Source organism: Sphingopyxis sp. MWB1, assembly GCF_000763945.1.
Lineage (GTDB): Bacteria > Pseudomonadota > Alphaproteobacteria > Sphingomonadales > Sphingomonadaceae > Sphingopyxis.
This window is the reverse complement of the sequence record NZ_JQFJ01000002.1, coordinates 1,068,755-1,087,076: the sequence shown is the minus strand read 5'-3', so window position 1 is coordinate 1,087,076 and position 18,322 is coordinate 1,068,755. Positions and strand designations below refer to the sequence as shown.

Below are 18,322 nucleotides of genomic sequence, written 5' to 3'. Positions count from 1 at the left end.
ATGGCGGCAAGAGCCCTTGCAGCAAAGACTATTGAAATGGTCGAGGTCGGGCCGCGCGACGGGCTTCAGAATGAACGGATCGTCGTTCCGACGGACGACAAGGCCGAGCTCATCCGCCGTGCCATCGACTATGGCGCGCGCCGGATCGAAGTGACCAGCTTCGTCAATCCCCGCCGCGTGCCGCAACTGGCCGACGCCGAACAATTGGTGGCCATGCTGCCCGAACGCGATGACGTCACCTATATCGGCCTCGTGCTCAACCGGCGCGGCGCCGAGCGTGCCTTGGCGAGCGAGCGGATCGACGAGCTGGGTGCGGTTTGCGTCACCAGCGATGCTTTTGGCACGCGCAACCAGGGGCAGACATCGGCCGAATCGCTTGCCGAAGCGATGGCGATTGTCGCGATGGCAAGGGCGGCAGGACGCACCGCGCAAATCACCATCGCGACCGCCTTCGGCTGCCCCTTTACAGGGGAAGTGGCGATGGATCATGTTGTCGATATGGCAAAGCGCGCCGCCGATGCCAGGCCACGCGAAATTGCGCTCGCCGATACAATCGGCGCGGGCACACCGGGGGAAGTCGCCGAACTGGTAGGGCGAGTAAGCGAGGCTGTGGAAGGGCTACCGCTGCGCGTCCATTTTCACAATACACGGGGCAGCGGCCTCGCCAATGTCTGGGCGGCGGTGGGGGAGGGCGCGACAACGGTTGACGCCGCGCTAGGCGGCTTGGGCGGTTGCCCCTTCGCTCCCGGCGCGGCGGGCAATGTCGCGACCGAGGATGTCACTTATCTGCTCGAACGCAGCGGAATCGCCACCGGCCTTGCTCTCGACCCTCTGGTCGAAGCAGCCCGCTGGCTCGGCAACATCATCGACCGCCCGCTCCCCGCCATGGTCAGCAAGGCGCCTCTATTTCCAGAATAAAGGGAGATTAAGGGCGCGCCTCACTCCCACTCGATCGTTCCCGGCGGCTTTGACGTATAGTCATAGACGACGCGGTTGATGCCTTGCACTTCGTTGATGATCCGGGTCGCACAGCGGGAGAGGAAGCTGGCGTCAAAGGGATAGATATCGGCAGTCATGCCGTCGGTCGAGGTCACGGCGCGGAGCGCGCAGACATGGTCATAGGTGCGCCCGTCGCCCATCACCCCGACGGTTTTGACGGGGAGCAGCACCGCAAAGGCCTGCCATATGGCGTCGTAAAGACCGGCTTTGCGAATCTCATCGAGATAAATGGCGTCGGCCTTGCGAAGAATATCGCAGCGATCCTTGGCAACTTCACCCGGAATGCGGATGGCAAGGCCGGGGCCGGGGAAGGGGTGGCGGCCGACGAAAATATCGGGAAGCCCCAACTCCTTGCCGAGTAGGCGAACCTCGTCCTTGAACAATTCGCGCAAGGGTTCGACGAGCTTCATATTCATCCGCTCGGGCAGGCCGCCGACATTATGGTGGCTCTTAATCGTCACGCTGGGCCCGCCGGTAAACGAAACGCTCTCGATCACATCGGGATAAAGAGTGCCCTGGGCGAGGAAATCGGCGCCGCCCATCTTCTTCGCTTCTTCTTCAAAGACGTTGATAAATTCCGCGCCGATGAATTTGCGCTTCTTCTCAGGGTCGGTGACACCTGCAAGGCCCCTCATGAAGCGCTCTTCGGCATCGACCACAACAAGCGGGATATTATAATGGTCGCGGAACAGGCGCTCGACCTGTTCGCGCTCGTTCATCCGAAGCAGGCCGTGATCGACAAAGACGCAGGTAAGCTGCTCGCCAATGGCTTCGTGGATCAACACCGCAGCCACCGCGCTGTCGACTCCGCCCGATAGCGCACAGAGCACGCGCTGGTCACCCACTTGTTCCTGAATCTCGGCGATCTTGGTCGCGCGAAATTCGGCCATCGTCCAGTCACCCGTGCAGCCGCAGACGTGACGCACGAAATTGGCGATCAGCTTGGCGCCATCGGGGGTATGCACCACCTCGGGGTGAAATTGCGTGCCATAATAACGGCGCGCATCATCGGCGATCAGGGCAAAGGGGGCGCCGTCACTGACGGCGACAATGCGAAAGCCGGGGGCGAATTGCGTTACGCGGTCGCCATGGCTCATCCACACCTGATGACGCTCACCTACTTCCCACAGCCCGTCAAAAAGGACGCAAGGTTCGGTCACTGTCAGAAAGGCGCGGCCAAATTCGCCATCGCGCGCCCCGTCGGCGCCGCCGGGTTCGACATTGCCCCCAAGCTGCTGGCTCATCACCTGTTGGCCATAGCAAATGCCGAGGATCGGCAGGCCGCTGTCGAAAATCGCCTGCGGTGCTCGCGGGCTGCCCTCGGCGGGCACCGATGCCGGCGAGCCCGACAGAATAACTCCTTTGGGCTGCATCCGCGCCAGCGCGGCCTCGGCGGCGCTGAAAGGAACGATTTCGCTATAGACGCCGGCCTCGCGCACACGGCGCGCGATGAGCTGGGTTACCTGACTACCGAAATCGACGATCAGGATCGATTCGGGTGTTTCGGCGGCGGGAAGAGCGGAAGATGAGTCTGGAGTCGGCATGGCAGGCCGATAAGGGTCGCGCGCCGCCCTGTCCAGCGCGGGCGTGCGGCTTTTGCCTCTCAAGGGAATGCCGCAGAGCATCTTGAGACATTCTTGCGACAATTTCCTTCCAGAAGAGCGCCCGGGGACGAGGGGAAGATTTTCAGCGCCGGTTCAGCCGGACCGGCCAATATTTTATTAATATTGAAAGAATAGAAGGCTTCTCTCCCGATGATGAAACCCTTGTCTTTGTCGATGCGCGCCGCCTTGCTTGCGAGCGCCTCCCTGGCGGCGGGTCCCGCCCTGGCAGCGGCTGTCACATCGCTTGCCGCTACCGCCGACCAGCCCGCCGATGTGCCTCCGGGCGGTTCGGACAGCGATGAAGGCATCGCCTCGCTGGAGGATGAGATCATCGTCACCGCGCCGCGTTTGCGCGGCCAACTGGACACCGATATAGCCGCTGAGGCTGAGCTCGATGAAGCCACTATCGCCAGCTATGGCGCCTCTTCGATTGACGAGCTGCTCGAAGCGCTGGAGCCGATGACCCGTTCGGGCCGCGGGCGCGGGGGTGGTCGACCGGTCATGCTCGTCAATGGTCGGCGCATCGCAGGCTTTGGCGCTATTCGCAATATTCCGCCAGAAGCCATTGCAAAGGTGGAAATTTTTCCAGAAGAAGTCGCGCTTCAATATGGCTATTCCGCGACCGAGCGTGTGGTCAATTTTGTCCTCAAGCCCAATTTCCGGCAGGTCTCGCTGGAAGCTGAAGGCGGCATGCCGACCCAGGGCGGGCGTTTCCAGCATGAAATTGAACCTGCCTTTACCGCCATCGGGGACAATGGCCGGGTGAACCTCAATGCGGGGTGGGAACATAAGGGGCTGCTGCTCGAAAGCGATCGCGACCTTCTGTATGATGATCCTGATCGCGCGGCCGAAGCGCCGTTTCGCAGTCTGCTCTCTCGCGCCGACGAATATGTCATTGACGGCACCCTGGTCCGCAATATCGACAAGGTCACCGAGGCATCGGTCAGCGTGCGTTTTGACCAGACTGACAGCCTCAGCCTGCTCGGCCCTGATCTGGGTGGTGCGGGCGATCCACTGCGCCGGAACAATCGCAGTCAAAATTGGACCAGTTCGGCCAGCGTGAATGGGATGCTCGGCGACTGGCGCTGGTCGGTGACTGGCAATTATGCTGACAGCGACACGCGGACATTCACCGATCGAGCGGGGGGAACGCGCGACCGTTTTGACAGCAGCAGTCAGAGTTTCGGCGCGAACGCCAATATTTCGGGTGAGGTGATCGAGGGTTGGGCGGGGCCGCTTCGTACCTCGATCACCGGTGGCTATAGCGGGCTACGCTATGATAGCCGCGCTGAACGCGATGTGGCCGTCACCACCAGCGATCTCGGGCGCGACACCCCTAGCGTTTTTGGCTCGCTGACTGTACCGTTGCTTGATCCCGATTATGATGTCGGCAATGTCGGTCGGCTGTCGTTGACGCTCAATGCCCAGGCCGAACGACCGAGCGATTTCACCGCTCTTACCAGCTGGGGCGCAACGCTTAACTGGGGGATCACCGACCGGCTTTCGCTGATCACCAGTTTTAAGAATGATGAAGCCGCACCCAGCATGACTCAGCTTGGGGCGGCGCCCTTGGAAACGCCGGGCGTCACCTATTATGATTTCGCGACCGGTCAGACGGTGGAAATTACCACCACCACCGGTGGCAACCCTTTGCTGCGCGCGGAAAAACGCCGCGATTTCAAGGTCGGCGTGAACTGGGAGGTGCCGCTGGTCGAAAATCTCCGTTTCTCGCTCGATTATAATCATAATCGCAGCGACGATACGACGAACAGTTTTCCGCTGCTGACGCCCGAAATAGAGGCAGCTTTTCCCGACCGCGTGACGCGCGCGCCCGACGGTACTTTGTTGGCGCTTGATCAGCGTCCGGTAAATTTTGATCGGGCAACCAATTCGCAGATTCGCTGGGGCTTCAACATCAGCGGTAGCTTTGCCGAATCCAAGGCCGCGGAACCTGCGGCGATGCGCCGGTCGACGGGTGGGCCTGGGGTGGGTGGTGCCGTTCGGCGTCCGCGTGGCGCCGGTGATGCCCCGCCGCCAGCGCGCGAGGGTGCTGCGCCCCCGCCGCCTGAGGGCGCCGCGGCGCCCATGCACCCAGCGGGTGACGGTGCCGCATCCGCATCGCCCCGTCCGCCCCGCGGCGGCGGCGGCGGCGGCGGCGGGGGCGCCATTATGACACGGCGCGGCGGCGCGATGTTCGGTGGCGGTCGGGGCGGCCGCTGGCATATGTCTCTCCATCATACGCTGAAACTTACGGACAAGGTCATTATCGGTCCGGGCATCCCCGAGCTTGATCTCCTCAACGGCTCGGCAACAGGCAGCGATGGGGGCAGTAACCGCCATCTCGTCGAATGGAATGCTGGCATGTTCTACAAGGGTTTTGGGGGCCGACTTCGCGCCAAATATGACAGTGGCAGCCGCGTGATCGGCGGCGCGAACGGCGATTTGCATTTCGGCGATCTGGCGACGTTTGACCTGCGCTTCTTCGCCGATCTCAACCAGATGCCGAAGCTGACCGATGACCTGCCTTTCCTGAAAGGCTCGCGTCTCAGCCTGTCGGTCGACAATTTGTTCGATGCCCAGCGGCGGATCACCGACGCCACCGGCACCGTGCCGCTTAACTATCAGCCCGGCTATATCGACTCCTTGGGCCGATATATCGAGCTCGAATGGCGCAAATCCTTTTAAGAACGATGAAGGGGGGAGCCGCTCAGGCGGCGCTGCGCCAAGTTGTCGCGGCCGCTGCGCTTTCCTCCTCGCCGGCGACAAAGGTCAAGGCGCGAAAAAATTGGGCGGTGCAGCTGTCCCAGCTATAGCGCGCACCGAGAGCGGCGGCGTCTTTCCGGTCACAGCGGAGCGCGCGCGCAATGGCATGATCGAGATCTTCGTCCAGCGCGCCTGCGCCATCGCGCAGGATATCGCTGGGGCCGGGAACCGGAAAGGCAGCCACCGGAGTCCCGCACGACAGCGCCTCGATAATCACCAGCCCGAATGTATCGGTACGGCTAGGGAAAACGAAAATATCCGCGCCAGCATAAGCCGCGGCCAGGCTCTCGCCGCTAAGCTTGCCCAGAAAATGGGTCTCGGGGTAGCGCTGCGGCAGCTCGGCCATCGCCGGGCCATCGCCGACGACCACCTTGGTGCCGGGCTGTTTGCTGCCCAGAAATGCCTCGATATTCTTCTCGACCGCCACGCGCCCGACATAAAGCTGGATCGGACGCGGCATCGCTTCAAATGCGGGGTGCGGCGCGCGGTCGGGGCGAAACAGTGCATGATCGACTCCGCGTTCCCACATCATCGTCTGATGCAATCCCTGTCCGGCCAATTCGCTGGCGAGGCTGCGCGTTGCGACCATGATGTGCCGTGCGGGACGATGAAACCAGCGGATGAAACGCCAGATTATTGTGGGCGAGACGGGCAGTCGCGCCGCGACATATTCGGGAAAACGGGTGTGATAGGCGGTGGTGAAGGGAAAATCATGCGCCAGACACCAGCGCCGCGCCGCCAGCCCCAGCGGCCCTTCGGTCGAGATATGGACGGCCTGCGGGGCAAATTGCTCGATGCGCCGCCCGACCGCCCGGCGCCCGGCAAAGGCGAGCCGGATTTCGGGATAGGAAGGGCAGGGAACGGACCGGAAAAGATCGGGCGAAATCACCTCCACCTCATGCCCCCCCGCGCGCAGTCTCGCGGTCGTGGCCTGCAGGGTGCGGACAACGCCATTGACTTGCGGTTCCCAAGCGTCGGTGACGATCAATATCCGCATGATGTCGGTCTCGTTTGCGGTCAAGCCGCCCGCGCCGGTCCGGGCAGGCTCAGCTTCGCCGGGGCGTCGCGTGCGGCTACTTCTTCGGCCCAGTGCAAAATTTCCATCCGGCCGTCTTCATGCTCGACCAGCGCGGTGCAGCCTTCGACCCAGTCGCCATCATTATAATAGAGCGTACCGGCAATCTCGCGCATTTCGGCGCTGTGGATATGGCCGCACACCACCCCATCGACCCCACGCGAGCGCGCCGCATTCGCAACGACTTCCTCGTAACGGCCGATGAACTGGACGGCGTTTTTCACCTTGTGTTTTGCCACCATCGACAGCGACCAATAGGGCAAGCCGAGCTTGCCGCGCACCCAGTTGACGACGACATTGCAGCGCATCAGCGCGGTGTAGGCGGCATCGCCGACAAAGGCGAGCCAGCGGTGTGCGAGCATCACGGCGTCAAATTCATCGCCATGGACGACGAGCAATTTCTTGCCATCGGCGGTTTCATGCACTGCCTCGCGCCGGATCTCGACACCGCCAAAGTCGAACCCGTCAAAGGGCTTGACCATCTCGTCATGATTGCCGGGTACATAGACGACGCGGGTACCGCGCTTGGCGCGCTTCAGCACGCGCCAGACGACATCATTATGCTCGGGCGGCCAGAAATGCCGTTTCTTGAGCCGCCATCCGTCGATGATATCGCCGACCAGATAGAGGGTCTCGCAATCGACATGGTCGAAAAAGTCGATCAGCAGATGGGCGTTGCACCCGCGCGTGCCCAGATGAATATCGCTGATCCAGACGGTGCGATATTTGCGCCGTTCGCCGATCACCCGTTCGGGGACATGCGGCTGGGTCTGATAAGGATCGGGAAAGCGGGCGGGAATCGGCAGCGTCGAAATCGAGGCCATGGCGCACTCCGTAAACAGCCTTGGGCTGCCCACGGCCTAGACAGGAGTTTTGTTACAGCATGAGATTTGAAATCGCGACAGTTTGAGGACTTTTTGACGGCGGATCGGTGACACCCCCCGGTTCGGCACCAAAGTGGATCAAGTCTGTTTAGGTTTAATCCACGTCGAACAGCCCGGCCAATTGTTCGACCATTGTGCCGCCCAATTGTTCGGCATCCATGATCGTCACCGCGCGGCTGTAATAGCGGGTCACGTCATGGCCGATACCGATCGCGCATAGTTCGACTGGGGATTTATTCTCGATCCAGTCGATTACCTGCCGCAGATGCTGGTCGAGATAGGCGCCATGATTGACCGACAACGTGCTGTCATCGACCGGCGCGCCGTCTGAAATCACCATCAAAATGCGGCGTTCCTCCGGCCGGTTGACGATCCGGCTATGCGCCCACATCAGGGCCTCGCCGTCGATATTTTCCTTGAGCAATCCCTCACGCATCATCAACCCCAGCGACTTGCGCGCGCGGCGATAAGGCTCGTCGGCGGGCTTATAGATGATGTGGCGCAGATCGTTGAGGCGGCCGGGGTGGGCGGGCCGTCCGACGGCGAGCCAATCCTCGCGGCTCTGTCCGCCCTTCCACGTCCGGGTGGTAAAGCCCAAAATCTCGGTCTTGACGCCGCAGCGTTCGAGCGTGCGCGCCAAAATATCGGCGCTGATCGCGGCGATGCTGATCGGCCGTCCGCGCATCGAACCGCTGTTGTCGATGAGCAGCGTCACCACCGTATCGCGAAAATCGGTGTCGCGCTCGATCTTGTAGGATAGCGAATGGCCAGGCGAGACGATGACACGCGCCAGCCGCGCGGCGTCCAGCTGGCCTTCCTCCTGGTCGAAATCCCAGGCGCGATTCTGCTGCGCCATCAGGCGGCGTTGCAAACGGTTGGCGAGCTTTGTCACCGCGCCCTGCAAATGGTTCATCTGCTGATCAAGATAGGCGCGAAGCCGCGTCAGCTCGTCATCGTCGCATAACTCGCCTGCGGCGATAATTTCGTCATGTTTTTCGGTGAAGCGGATGTAGTTGAAGTCGGGGACATCGGTCGGCAGGCGATTGGGGCGCACGGGGAGCATGCCTTCATCGCCTTCGCCGCCCATTTCAGGCTCGCCATCGGCATCCATTTCCTGCGCGTCGGGGTCTGCATCGCCGTCATCGGCCTGGTCGCCATCCATTTCGGCGCGGGCGTCGACTTGGCTTTCGCCGCTGCCGCCATCTTCGCTTTCCTGTTCCTCGGCGCTGTCCTCGGCTTCGCTTTCTTCCTCGCCGCCATCTTCGGCGCCTTCCTCCATCGGCTCGTCCGCCTGGATCAGGTCGAGGTGGCGCAGCGCCAGCTTGGCGGTTTCGGCAAAGGAGGCCTGATCGTCGAGCAGCATCGACAGGGCGGTGAGATCGCCCCCTGCTTCCTTGTCGATCCATTCGCGCAGCAGTGACAGGCCGGTTTCGGTGCCCTGTGGCGGCTTGTCGCCGGTCAGTGCCTCGCGCAGCATCAATTCGAGCGCGCTGGAGACGGGGACATCGTCGCGCGACTGGGCGCGGCTGATCGGGTCGGAACGCATCCGCATCGCCAGCGCGGCGGACAGGTTGCCGCGCATTCCTTCCATATGGCGCGCGCCCAGCGCCTCGATCCGCGCACGCTCCATGGCGTCGAACGCGGCGGCGGCCACCGGATCGCTGGGGCGCCCTGCCGCGTGGAGCGCCTCATTATGATGTTTCATGCGCAGCGCAAAACTGTCGGCAAAGCCGCGTGCTTCGGCGACCTGGTCGGCGGGCAGGGTGCGCGACGGGGTGGGCACCTTGATCGCCTTGCCGATCCGCGCCGGTGCATCGGCGGTAAAGCCCACTTCCACTTCGGCGTCGCGCGTCACGGCACGCGCTACGCTCGACAGCACGGTCTTGAAATCGTCGAGGGCAGTCTGATTGGTCATCAGAATGCTCTAAACGGCTTTTCTCCGCCGCGAAAGAGGATGCTGGCACCTTGCCCGCGACAGGCGCGGCATCGATGCCGAACATCGCCAAGCCTGCTTGACGGCGCCCGGCGGCAGGCGCATCGACGCGGCATGACCTCTCCCACCCTCTCCACCATGAAAAGGCCGTGGATCGTCATCCTCTGTGCGGCGTTGATCGTCACCGTGGCCATGGGGGTACGGCAAAGTTTCGGCCTCTTCCTTCCGCAGATGAGCATCGATATCGACATCAGCCGGTCCGATTTCGGGCTGGCGATGGCACTGCAGAATCTGCTGTTCGGCCTTGCCCAGCCCTTTGTCGGGGCGATGGCCGACAAATATGGGGCGGGGCGCGTGGTGCTGGCAGGCGCGCTTCTTTATGCCGTCGGGCTGGTCGGCGCGGCGCTCGCGACCAATGCGCTGGGCTTGCACATAAGCTTTGGCCTGCTCATCGGCACCGCGCAGTCGGCGACCACTTTTGTCGTCGTGCTCGGCGCGGTGGGGCGGGTGGTCCGCCCCGAAAAGCGCGGCAGCGCCTTTGGCATCGTTACGGCTGGCGGGTCGTTTGGCCAGTTTCTGGTGGTGCCCATCGCCTCTCGTCTGCTCGGCGATATCGGCTATCATCAGACCTTGTGGCTGATGGCGGGAGCGGTGGCGCTCAGCGGGCTGCTGGCCATTGGCGTGGCGGGGCGTGGCGGCGCGGCGACGACCACCGAAAATGGCGAACAAAGCACACGCGAGGCGCTGCGCGAAGCCGCCGTCCATCGCGGCTATTGGTTGCTCAACGCCGGATTTTTCGTCTGCGGTTTTCACATCGCCTTCATTGCGACGCATCTGCCCGCCTATCTCGATGACAAGGGGCTGCGGATCGAGATAGGCGCGCAGGTGCTCGCGCTGGTTGGCCTGTTCAACATCCTCGGCTCCTACGTCTTTGGCCGCGCGGGCGACATGTTGCGTCAGAAATATGTGCTCGCCTGGCTCTATGCCGCGCGTTCGGCGGTGATCGCGCTGTTCCTGATCGCGCCGCTCACCCATATGAGCGCGCTCGTCTTTGCCGGGGCGATGGGCTTTTTGTGGCTGGGCACCGTGCCGCTGACCAGCGGGATTGTCGGACGTATTTTCGGCGTGCGCTATTTGTCGATGCTCTATGGCATCGTCTTTCTCAGCCATCAGATCGGCAGCTTTTTCGGGGCGTGGATGGCGGGGCTGATCTTTGATGCAACGGGCAGCTATAATGCCGCCTGGGGCCTGTCGATTGCGCTCGGCTTCTTTGCCGCGCTGGTGCACATCCCCATCGGCGATGCGCCGGTCCGAAGATTGCAGGCAGCATGAAAAGATGGCGCCTCGATGCGGCGGCTGTCCTCGCCTTCCTGTTGATCGCTGCCCCCGGCTGGTGGCTTTGGAGCGGGGAAGGGCCGGCGGTCTGGCTGTCGGACATTGCGCTGATGTGCGGTTTCGGCTGAGCGGCACGCAGTACGGGCTCAGTCGTCGTCCTCGCCTCCTTCGCGGCGGCAAATTTCGCGGTCGCGTTCCTTGGGAGCATTATCATCGGAAGTAAGGCGGAACACATGGGGGAGGTGGGTCGCTTCGCGTTCCGCGCGCTGCCGCTTGCCCGCCACCACATCGATAAAGTCGCGGCATACGACGGCGCTGCGCAGATAATTGCTATGCCCCGTCGATCCGCGCGACACTTCGGTCGTGTCGACGATGGTGAGGCCGGGAATTTCGGGGACATAGCAGCGGACGGGAAGTCCCTTTTTTTCCAGCTCCTCCGCCTCGAACGGATCGAAGCAAAAGGGGGAGCCAAGACGCGGATAGCCGTGAAGCGTGCGTGAAGCGGCCAGCGCACGATCCTTGCGCGAAACATAGGCGGTGACGTGCCGTCCGCTCGCGACACGGCGCGGGCCGAGCACGTCGGCGCCGATATCGCGCACAAAGCTGCCCGTATCGAAATCGGGCGAGGCGAGGATGATATTGGAGATATTGCCGCTGTCCGCGCGCGCGGCCTCCCGATCGACATAGGCGATGGCGGGCACCACCAGCCGGGCGCCCAGCGAATGGGACACGATAATGATTTCCTTTACCCACGGCTGTTCGGCCAGCTTTTTGATAAAGTTCCGGAAATTGCGGACATCATGATACATGTTGGTTTCATCGACTGCATAGCCCAGCAGGTCGCCCTGCGAGGGCCAGCTATAATTGACGATAGCCCCTTCAAACCCGGTCATGCGGGCAATCTGCCCCGTATCGCGGGCGGTTGTCTCGAACGTCTCGCGATAGCCATGAACATAGAGAAGCACGCGCCCGCGCCTTTTGTCGGTCTCGCTCTGCAGTGCGCGCCACCACGCGCTTTCCTCCTGAAAGGCGATGGGCAGGATAGTCTGCTTCTTTTTCCCGACCTTTTCCTCGCGCGGCGGCGCAAAGCGGCCAAAGCGCATGCGGTCCCCGCGATGTCGCAGCAGGCTGATCGCATCGGTGCGGCAATCGGGCAGGCGCGTGGTCGCGACGAACAGCGGCAGCGTCGCGCCGTCCACATTTCCCCCCGGCTGGGGGGCGCAGCGCGGCTCTGCAACATAGGCTGAATGGCGGATGCCGCCATACTCCACCCCCGTCGCACAGGCTGCAAGCGTGGCGCACAAGCTCGCCATGGCTGCGAGTTTGATCGATCGCCAGATGTTGAGCGGGATTCGAGCCATGGGCCGCACGCTGGCACAGCGCGGACAAATTGCAAAGAGGCGTCGGGGATATCAGGCCTTTCGAACGCGCCCTATTTGCCGACCACGCCTTCGGGCAGGTCCTCGCCAAAGACGCGCTGATAATATTCAGCGACGATCATCCGCTCCGCCTCATCGCATTTGTTGAGGAAGGAGAGGCGGAAGGCAAAGCCGAGGCTGCCGAAAATCGCCGTATTCTGTGCCCAGCTGATCACCGTGCGCGGGCTCATCACCGTCGAGATATCGCCGTTGATAAAGCCCTGGCGGGTCATGTCGGCGACTTTCACCATATTGGCGACGGTCGTGTCGTCGGTGTCGGGCACTTTGGCGAGGATGATCGCGCTTTCGGTGGCGGCGGGCAGATAGTTCAGCGTGACGACGATATTCCACCGGTCCATCTGGCCCTGGTTGATCTGCTGCGTGCCATGATAGAGTCCGCTGGTATCGCCGAGACCCACGGTGTTGGCGGTCGCGAACAGGCGGAAATTGGGGTTGGGGCGGATCACGCGGTTTTGGTCGAGGAGGGTCAGCTTGCCCTCGGTCTCCAGCACGCGCTGGATAACGAACATCACATCGGGGCGGCCCGCATCATATTCGTCGAAGACCAGCGCGGTCGGCGTCTGCAGCGCCCAAGGGAGCAGGCCCTCGCGAAATTCAGTGACCTGTTGGCCGTCCTTCAGCACGATAGCATCGCGGCCGACCAGATCGATACGGCTGATATGCGCGTCGAGATTGACGCGGATGCACGGCCATTTCAGCCGCGCCGCCACCTGTTCGATATGGGTCGATTTGCCCGTGCCATGATAGCCCTGCACCATGACGCGGCGATTATATTTGAACCCCGCCAGAATGGCGAGCGTCGTGTCGCCGTCGAAAACATAGGCCGGGTCCAGATCGGGAACGCGCTCGTCCGCCTCGCTGAAAGCGGGGATTTTCATATCGATATCGACCCCGAACATCTCGCGCGCATCGACCTCGATATCGGGCGCTGCGAGCAGCGTCGAACCATGGTGATCGGGCAGGCTGTTGGGAATATCGGTCATCATCGCGTCCATATGTCATGATCGCCCTGCTGAAGCGGCTTCAACATCCAGGGCCGGGATATTCTTTTGGCACCGCGCCAGCGGAAAAGTCCGGTCATGGACCCCGGATCAAGCCCAGGGTGACGAGGGAGAAGAGTCGGCGCTGTTTTGCCGACTGCGATAGCGCGGTATCGCTCTCCGTTTCAGCTTGCAACGCCTTTCCGCCTTTAGCCGTGCTTTCGGGCCGCTGATCCTCAAGCAAAGGCCGCGCTTTTGCGGAGCAGTTGATAGGCCGCCACCACTTCGCCCAACCGCGTTTCAAACCGCCGGTCGCCGCCATTGCGGTCGGGATGATATTTGCGCAGCAGTTCCGCATAGCGGCGGCGCAGCGCGCTGCGGTCGGCGTCGGCGGGCAGCGCGAGCAGTTTGAGCGCGCGATGCTCCTCCCGATTGAGCCGCGGGTTGCTTTCCTCGCGCCGCGCTTGGTCCATTCGCTCGCGAAAGCGGGCGCTGAGCGCATCCATCGGGTCCTTGAAATCGGCCCAGCGCGGCGGCAGGTCGACGCTGCCCGCGGGACGAAAAGCGCGGGTCTCGGTTTCCCAGCCCGACGTTGGCGATTGCGCGGCCATGATCTGATCGGCGCTCATCCCCTCAAAATAGTTATAGCTCGCGTTGAATTCGCGCACATGGTCAAGGCACAGCCAGCGATATTGCGGCGGACCGTCGGGCGAGCGAGTGGAGGGAATGGGCGCACGAAATTCGCCCGCTTGGGTGCATCCGGGGACAGCGCACGGGGCTTCGCGTGGGACACGGCCATGAAAACGATTGGGACGGGAGGAGGCAGGCAAAACAGGCTTTCGGGATCTATGCGGTCCAAGGCGAGGGCGAGGGCCTTATCATTTGGCGCGCAAAAGCCTATGGTCAAGTCATGAGCGAGAATGAAATGCCTCACAAATCGGCTGCCGGTCCCTTGCAACAAGAGATGGAGGCGCGGCTCCGCGCGGCCTTCCCCGGCGGCGATTTCCACCTCACCAACGATAGTGCACAGCATCACGGCCATGTCGGCGACGACGGCAGCGGCGAATCGCATTTCAGCCTGACGATCCTCTGGGACGGTTTCGCCGGGCAAAACCGCGTCGCGCGCCAGCGTGCGGTGAACAAGGCGTTGGGCGACCTTCCGGGCGAGCGCGTCCATGCGCTGGCCATTCGCGCAGCCGCACCGGAGGAATAGGGCGATGGAGGAGCATCGCATTTATTCGATGAGCTTCGCGAGCGTCTATCCGCTTTATATCGCCAAGGCCGAGCGCAAGGGGCGCACTTGGGAAGAGGTGGATGAAGTCATCCGCTGGCTGACCGGCTACAGTCAGAAACAGGTTGATGAAGCGATTGCCTCCGAGGTCGATTTTAGCGGTTTTTTTGACCAGGCGCCCAAGCTGAACGCGGCGCGCGACCAGATCAAGGGCGTGATTTGCGGCGTCCGGATCGAAGAGATTGAAGAACCGCTGATGCGCGAGATCCGTTATCTCGACAAGCTGATCGACGAGCTTGCCAAAGGCAAGGCGATGGAGAAGATTTTGCGCGCTCCCGGCTAACCGCGCGCCTCGAACATAAAGGGATGTCCATGCTGACCACCATCACCCCCTCGACCCATGATCTTGGCGCGTTCGAGGTGCGGCGCACCTTGCCCGACAAGGCGCGCACGATGGTCGGTCCCTTTATTTTCGTCGACCAGTTCGGTCCGGCGCATTTCGATATCGGGCAGGGGATGGACGTGCGCCCCCATCCGCATATCAACCTCGCCACCGTCACCTATTTGTTCGAAGGCGCGATCGACCATCGCGACAGCCTCGGCACCCATGCCACCATCCGCCCCAGTGCCTGCAATTTGATGACCGCCGGGCGCGGCATCGTTCATTCGGAGCGTACTCCGTCGGCGGAGCGCGCGACCGGATCGCCCATTTCGGGGATGCAGACTTGGCTTGCGCTGCCCGATGGCAAGGAAGAGATCGACCCCGCCTTCGAACATGCGGCAAAAGAGGAATTGCCGCTGGTCGAGGATGGGGGCGTTTCGGCGCGCGTCATCATGGGCAGCCTCTGGGGCGCGACATCGCCAATCACCCAGCAAGCCGCCACCATCTATGCGGATATTTTGATGAATGCAGGCGCCAGCCTGCCCATTGATGCCGACGCCGATGAGCGCGCGCTGGTCGTGGCGCTGGGCGATGCCACGCTGGACGGCGAGCCGCTGGCCCGTCACAGCCTCCACATATTGAAGCCGGGGCAGGCGATGCTGCTGCGCGCGAGCAGCGACGCCCGCGTGATGCTGCTCGGCGGCGAAGCCTTTTCCACCCCGCGCCATGTCTGGTGGAATTTCGTCAGTTCCTCGCGTGAGCGGATCAACGCTGCGAAACAGGATTGGAAGGCCGGCAACTTCCCCCTCGTCCCCGGCGATAGCGAGGAATATATTCCCATTCCCGAGGTGCCCAAAACGGTCAGCTATCCATAAGGAGCGATCCGCCTCTCCCAAATCGTCATTGCGAGCCCGGCGGCGCCGGGTGAAGCAATCTCCAGCCATCGTCCCGCACGACCGATAGTGGGACATGGCGTCGTCGCCCGGACAAGTCCGTGCTCCTCGCCATGACGGGTGAGGGGGCGGGCGGGACGCACAGCCACCCAGCGCCTATCCCCGCTTGCCAATCGCCTTCATAACCTTCAGATTGGTTTTGAAACGAAACCAATGGAGTGGGGCAATGGAAGATTTCGAGCAGCAGCGGGTCGCGCTTTCGACCGGGGTTGAGCTGGACGTCATCGACATCGGTCCGCGCGATGCCCCCGCGCTCATCTTCCTCCATGGCTTTCCCGAATCGCATCGCACATGGCGGCATCAACTTGTGCATTTTTCGGATCGCTTCCGCTGCATCGCGCCCGACCAGCGCGGCTATCGCGGTTCCTCCAAGCCGCAGGCGGTCGATGCCTATACGCCCGACAAGCTGATCGCCGATATTTTCGCGCTCGCCGATGCCTGCGGTGTCGAGCAATTCACTATCATCGGCCATGATTGGGGCGGCGCCATTGCCTGGGGCGTGGCGCTGGCCGGCCAGCCGGGCGGACTGCATCCGCAATGGGCCGGGCGCGTCACCCGCGCGATCATCGCCAATGCTCCGCATCCGGGCATTTTCCAGCGCCTGCTCGCCACCAATGAAGAACAGCGGGGGGCTAGTCAATATATTCGGGTTTTTCGCGATCTGTCTAACGACGCGATATTGGAAGAGCGGGGGATTGCGGGGATTCTGGCGCATGCCTTTGGGGATCGTGTGCCCAGTGGCGGGCTGCAGCCGACCGATGAGATCGCGCGTCTGCTTGCGGATTGGGAGGATCGCGACGCCTGCCGGGGCATGATCAACTGGTATCGCGCATCACCGATCCATGTGCCCGCGATGGACGAACCTTATGCTGAGCCGCCCGCGGCGCCATTCCCCAAGCTGGAGATTCCGACGCTGGTGATCTGGGCGCTCGACGACACGGCGCTTCCCCCGTGCAATCTGGAAGGGATGGAGGAGCTGGTGCCCGCTCTCTCGCTGGTCAAAGTGCCCGGCTGCGGCCATTTTGTGCCGTGGGAAGCGCCCGACGCGGTCAATCGCGCGATCGGGGATTTCCTGCCGCGCTAAATCCCGCAGCTGTTATTTGCCGTCCGTGAACAGGCAGCCGCTCGCCCCGGCGTAGCGCGCGCTGCGCGATGCGAGCAGCGGAACGCTTCCCGTCACCGTCTTCGTCGCCGGATCCTCGCTCAGCGAGACCAGTTCCATGCCGGGTTCGAAATCGCTCTGGCAGCTATCGAGGCTGCGTCCCTGCACATAGCGGCACGAACAGCCGACGCGCGCGGCATAGGCCGATCCCAGCTCCGCCTGCGCCTTGAAGGACGGAAATTTCCAGACGAGGAATGCGCCGAACAGCAAAGCCAATATGCCAAGCCAGGGGAGGCAACCGCCCCAGCGACTCCGCCGCGGCCTGGCAGGCGGCGGTGGTGCGGGTTCGGCCCCGGAAATGGGGGCGGGCGACGCGGCCGGGGACGTCAGTTCGGACGTCGGTTCGGGCGTTGCCGTCGGGGGTGGGTTGATGTTACTCACGGTGGGCCATGATCACGAAAAAACGCATGCTTGCAAGTGCCGCGCTGATTGCCCTTGGGCTATGGGGTTTTTCCCATGCAGGGCGCGAGGCGAGCGCAGCACCTGCCGAGGCGCAGGGGGTGCGCGCGGGGTCGCCGACACAGGTGGCCGCCGACGCCGCGCGCGTCGGGGAAGCGGACGAAGCGGAACCCTTTTCGATCCTGCCGCCGCTGGAACAGGCGAAGGCCGATGCGCTATTCGATGATTTCGAGGCGACCGGGGAAACCCGCGCGCTTTATGTGCTGCGCGACGGAAAGCCGGTTTTTGAACGCTATGCGCCGGGGTTCGGGCCGGATACGAAGCTGATCAGCTGGTCAATGGCCAAGAGCATCACGGCGGTTCTGATCGGTTTTCTGGTCGCCGACGGGCAATTGGCGCTCGATGGTCCCGCGCCGGTCGCGGCATGGCAGCGCAGCGGCGATCCGCGCGGCGCGATCACCCTGCGCCATCTGCTCCATATGTCGGCGGGGCTTGAACATGTCGAAAATGGCGATCCCATATGGCAGGGCGATACCGTAGAGATGCTGTTCGGCGATGCGGCCCCCGACATGGCGGGTTTTGCCGAGGCCAAGCCCGCGGTGGCGCGGCCGGGCGAGCTGTTCAACTATAGTTCGGCAACCAGCGTCATCCTCGCCGATATATTGGCCGATACGCTCACGCCGTCAAAAAATGCCGACGCGCGGCGGCAGGCGGTGCGCGAATTTATCGACGGGCGGCTGATCGAGCCGCTCGGCATGACCAGCCTGACCCCCGAATTTGATGCGCGCGGCACGATGATCGGCGGGTCGATCATGCACGCCACCGCCCGCGACTATGCCAAATTCGGCGAATTTCTGCGCAATCATGGCGTGGTGGAAGGGCAGCGGCTGCTGCCCGAAAGCTGGATGCGCTTCATGCTCGCGCCTTCGGCCAATGATGCGGGCTATGGCGGCCATATCTGGCTCAACCGGCCCCGCCCCGCGGGTGCCAATGCCGCGCTGTGGCCCGATGAAGGCCCGAATGACCTGTTCGCCGCCATTGGCCATCAGGGCCAATATATCATCGTTTCGCCGTCGCAGCGGTTGACGATCGTGCGGCTGGGCATCACGCGCGACGATCAATTCCCCGAATTGCGCCGCCGCCTCGCCGCCTTGCAGGCGGCGCTATAGCCTCGGAACAGCGT

General features: G+C 62.8%; 17 protein-coding genes. 9 read left to right on the top strand and 8 right to left on the bottom strand.

The features are described 5' to 3' along the window. Complete coding sequence (locus JV18_RS0106005) at positions 1-918, top strand: hydroxymethylglutaryl-CoA lyase (RefSeq protein WP_033073805.1); 918 nt, start codon at positions 1-3, stop codon at positions 916-918. Positions 919-938: 20 nt separating this feature from the next. Here JV18_RS0106005 and guaA read toward each other — a convergent pair whose 3' ends face one another. After that, a complete protein-coding gene (gene guaA / locus JV18_RS0106000; protein WP_052072099.1) occupies positions 939-2,543 on the bottom strand; it encodes a glutamine-hydrolyzing GMP synthase in 1,605 nt (534 codons plus the stop codon). A 210-nt stretch (positions 2,544-2,753) separates the two neighbouring features. Between guaA and JV18_RS0105995 the strand changes: the two genes are divergently transcribed. Further along, positions 2,754-5,288, top strand: coding sequence for a TonB-dependent receptor plug domain-containing protein (locus JV18_RS0105995; RefSeq protein WP_033073804.1), 2,535 nt, complete (start codon positions 2,754-2,756; stop codon positions 5,286-5,288). Between the two features lie 22 nt (positions 5,289-5,310). On the opposite strand, the gene JV18_RS0105990 is transcribed toward JV18_RS0105995, so the two are convergent. From JV18_RS0105990 to cobT, 3 genes are all read right to left on the bottom strand, one after another. Continuing rightward, positions 5,311-6,363 (bottom strand): glycosyltransferase family 4 protein, encoded by a 1,053-nt coding sequence (locus tag JV18_RS0105990; protein WP_033075010.1) that lies wholly within the window; start codon positions 6,361-6,363, stop codon positions 5,311-5,313. A 20-nt stretch (positions 6,364-6,383) separates the two neighbouring features. After that, complete coding sequence (locus tag JV18_RS0105985; RefSeq protein ID WP_033073803.1) at positions 6,384-7,265, bottom strand: UDP-2,3-diacylglucosamine diphosphatase; 882 nt, start codon at positions 7,263-7,265, stop codon at positions 6,384-6,386. 154 nt (positions 7,266-7,419) lie between these two features. Then, positions 7,420-9,240 (bottom strand): cobaltochelatase subunit CobT, encoded by a 1,821-nt coding sequence (gene cobT, locus JV18_RS0105980; protein WP_033073802.1) that lies wholly within the window; start codon positions 9,238-9,240, stop codon positions 7,420-7,422. A 132-nt stretch (positions 9,241-9,372) separates the two neighbouring features. On the opposite strand from cobT, the gene JV18_RS0105975 reads away from it, so the two are divergent. Continuing rightward, the gene (locus JV18_RS0105975) at positions 9,373-10,590 is read left to right on the top strand and encodes an MFS transporter (protein ID WP_033073801.1); all 1,218 of its coding nucleotides are present in this window, start codon (positions 9,373-9,375) and stop codon (positions 10,588-10,590) included. Then, complete coding sequence (locus tag JV18_RS15720; RefSeq protein WP_268746263.1) at positions 10,587-10,721, top strand: hypothetical protein; 135 nt, start codon at positions 10,587-10,589, stop codon at positions 10,719-10,721. Before JV18_RS0105975 ends, JV18_RS15720 begins: the two co-directional genes overlap by 4 nt. A gap of 18 nt (positions 10,722-10,739) precedes the next feature. On the opposite strand, the gene JV18_RS0105970 is transcribed toward JV18_RS15720, so the two are convergent. The 3 genes from JV18_RS0105970 to JV18_RS0105960 form a co-directional block, all read right to left on the bottom strand. Continuing rightward, the gene (locus tag JV18_RS0105970) at positions 10,740-11,954 is read right to left on the bottom strand and encodes an alpha/beta hydrolase (RefSeq protein ID WP_081944701.1); all 1,215 of its coding nucleotides are present in this window, start codon (positions 11,952-11,954) and stop codon (positions 10,740-10,742) included. Positions 11,955-12,025: 71 nt separating this feature from the next. Then, positions 12,026-13,015 (bottom strand): cobaltochelatase subunit CobS, encoded by a 990-nt coding sequence (gene cobS, locus JV18_RS0105965; RefSeq protein ID WP_033075008.1) that lies wholly within the window; start codon positions 13,013-13,015, stop codon positions 12,026-12,028. Positions 13,016-13,248: 233 nt separating this feature from the next. Continuing rightward, a complete protein-coding gene (locus JV18_RS0105960; protein WP_033073800.1) occupies positions 13,249-13,842 on the bottom strand; it encodes a J domain-containing protein in 594 nt (197 codons plus the stop codon). Positions 13,843-13,922: 80 nt separating this feature from the next. On the opposite strand from JV18_RS0105960, the gene JV18_RS0105955 reads away from it, so the two are divergent. From JV18_RS0105955 to JV18_RS0105940, 4 genes are all read left to right on the top strand, one after another. Further along, positions 13,923-14,225, top strand: coding sequence for a BolA family protein (locus tag JV18_RS0105955; protein ID WP_235302906.1), 303 nt, complete (start codon positions 13,923-13,925; stop codon positions 14,223-14,225). Positions 14,226-14,229: 4 nt separating this feature from the next. Next, positions 14,230-14,586 (top strand): DUF2200 domain-containing protein, encoded by a 357-nt coding sequence (locus JV18_RS0105950; RefSeq protein ID WP_033073799.1) that lies wholly within the window; start codon positions 14,230-14,232, stop codon positions 14,584-14,586. A gap of 29 nt (positions 14,587-14,615) precedes the next feature. Next, positions 14,616-15,500, top strand: a complete 885-nt coding sequence (locus tag JV18_RS0105945; protein ID WP_443027764.1) for a pirin family protein — start codon at positions 14,616-14,618, stop codon at positions 15,498-15,500. Positions 15,501-15,744: 244 nt separating this feature from the next. Then, positions 15,745-16,662, top strand: a complete 918-nt coding sequence (locus JV18_RS0105940) for an alpha/beta fold hydrolase (RefSeq protein WP_033073797.1) — start codon at positions 15,745-15,747, stop codon at positions 16,660-16,662. 12 nt (positions 16,663-16,674) lie between these two features. On the opposite strand, the gene JV18_RS15575 is transcribed toward JV18_RS0105940, so the two are convergent. Next, complete coding sequence (locus JV18_RS15575; RefSeq protein ID WP_081944700.1) at positions 16,675-17,121, bottom strand: hypothetical protein; 447 nt, start codon at positions 17,119-17,121, stop codon at positions 16,675-16,677. A 26-nt stretch (positions 17,122-17,147) separates the two neighbouring features. On the opposite strand from JV18_RS15575, the gene JV18_RS0105930 reads away from it, so the two are divergent. Next, a complete protein-coding gene (locus JV18_RS0105930) occupies positions 17,148-18,308 on the top strand; it encodes a serine hydrolase domain-containing protein (protein ID WP_235302904.1) in 1,161 nt (386 codons plus the stop codon). Positions 18,309-18,322 lie beyond the last annotated feature (14 nt).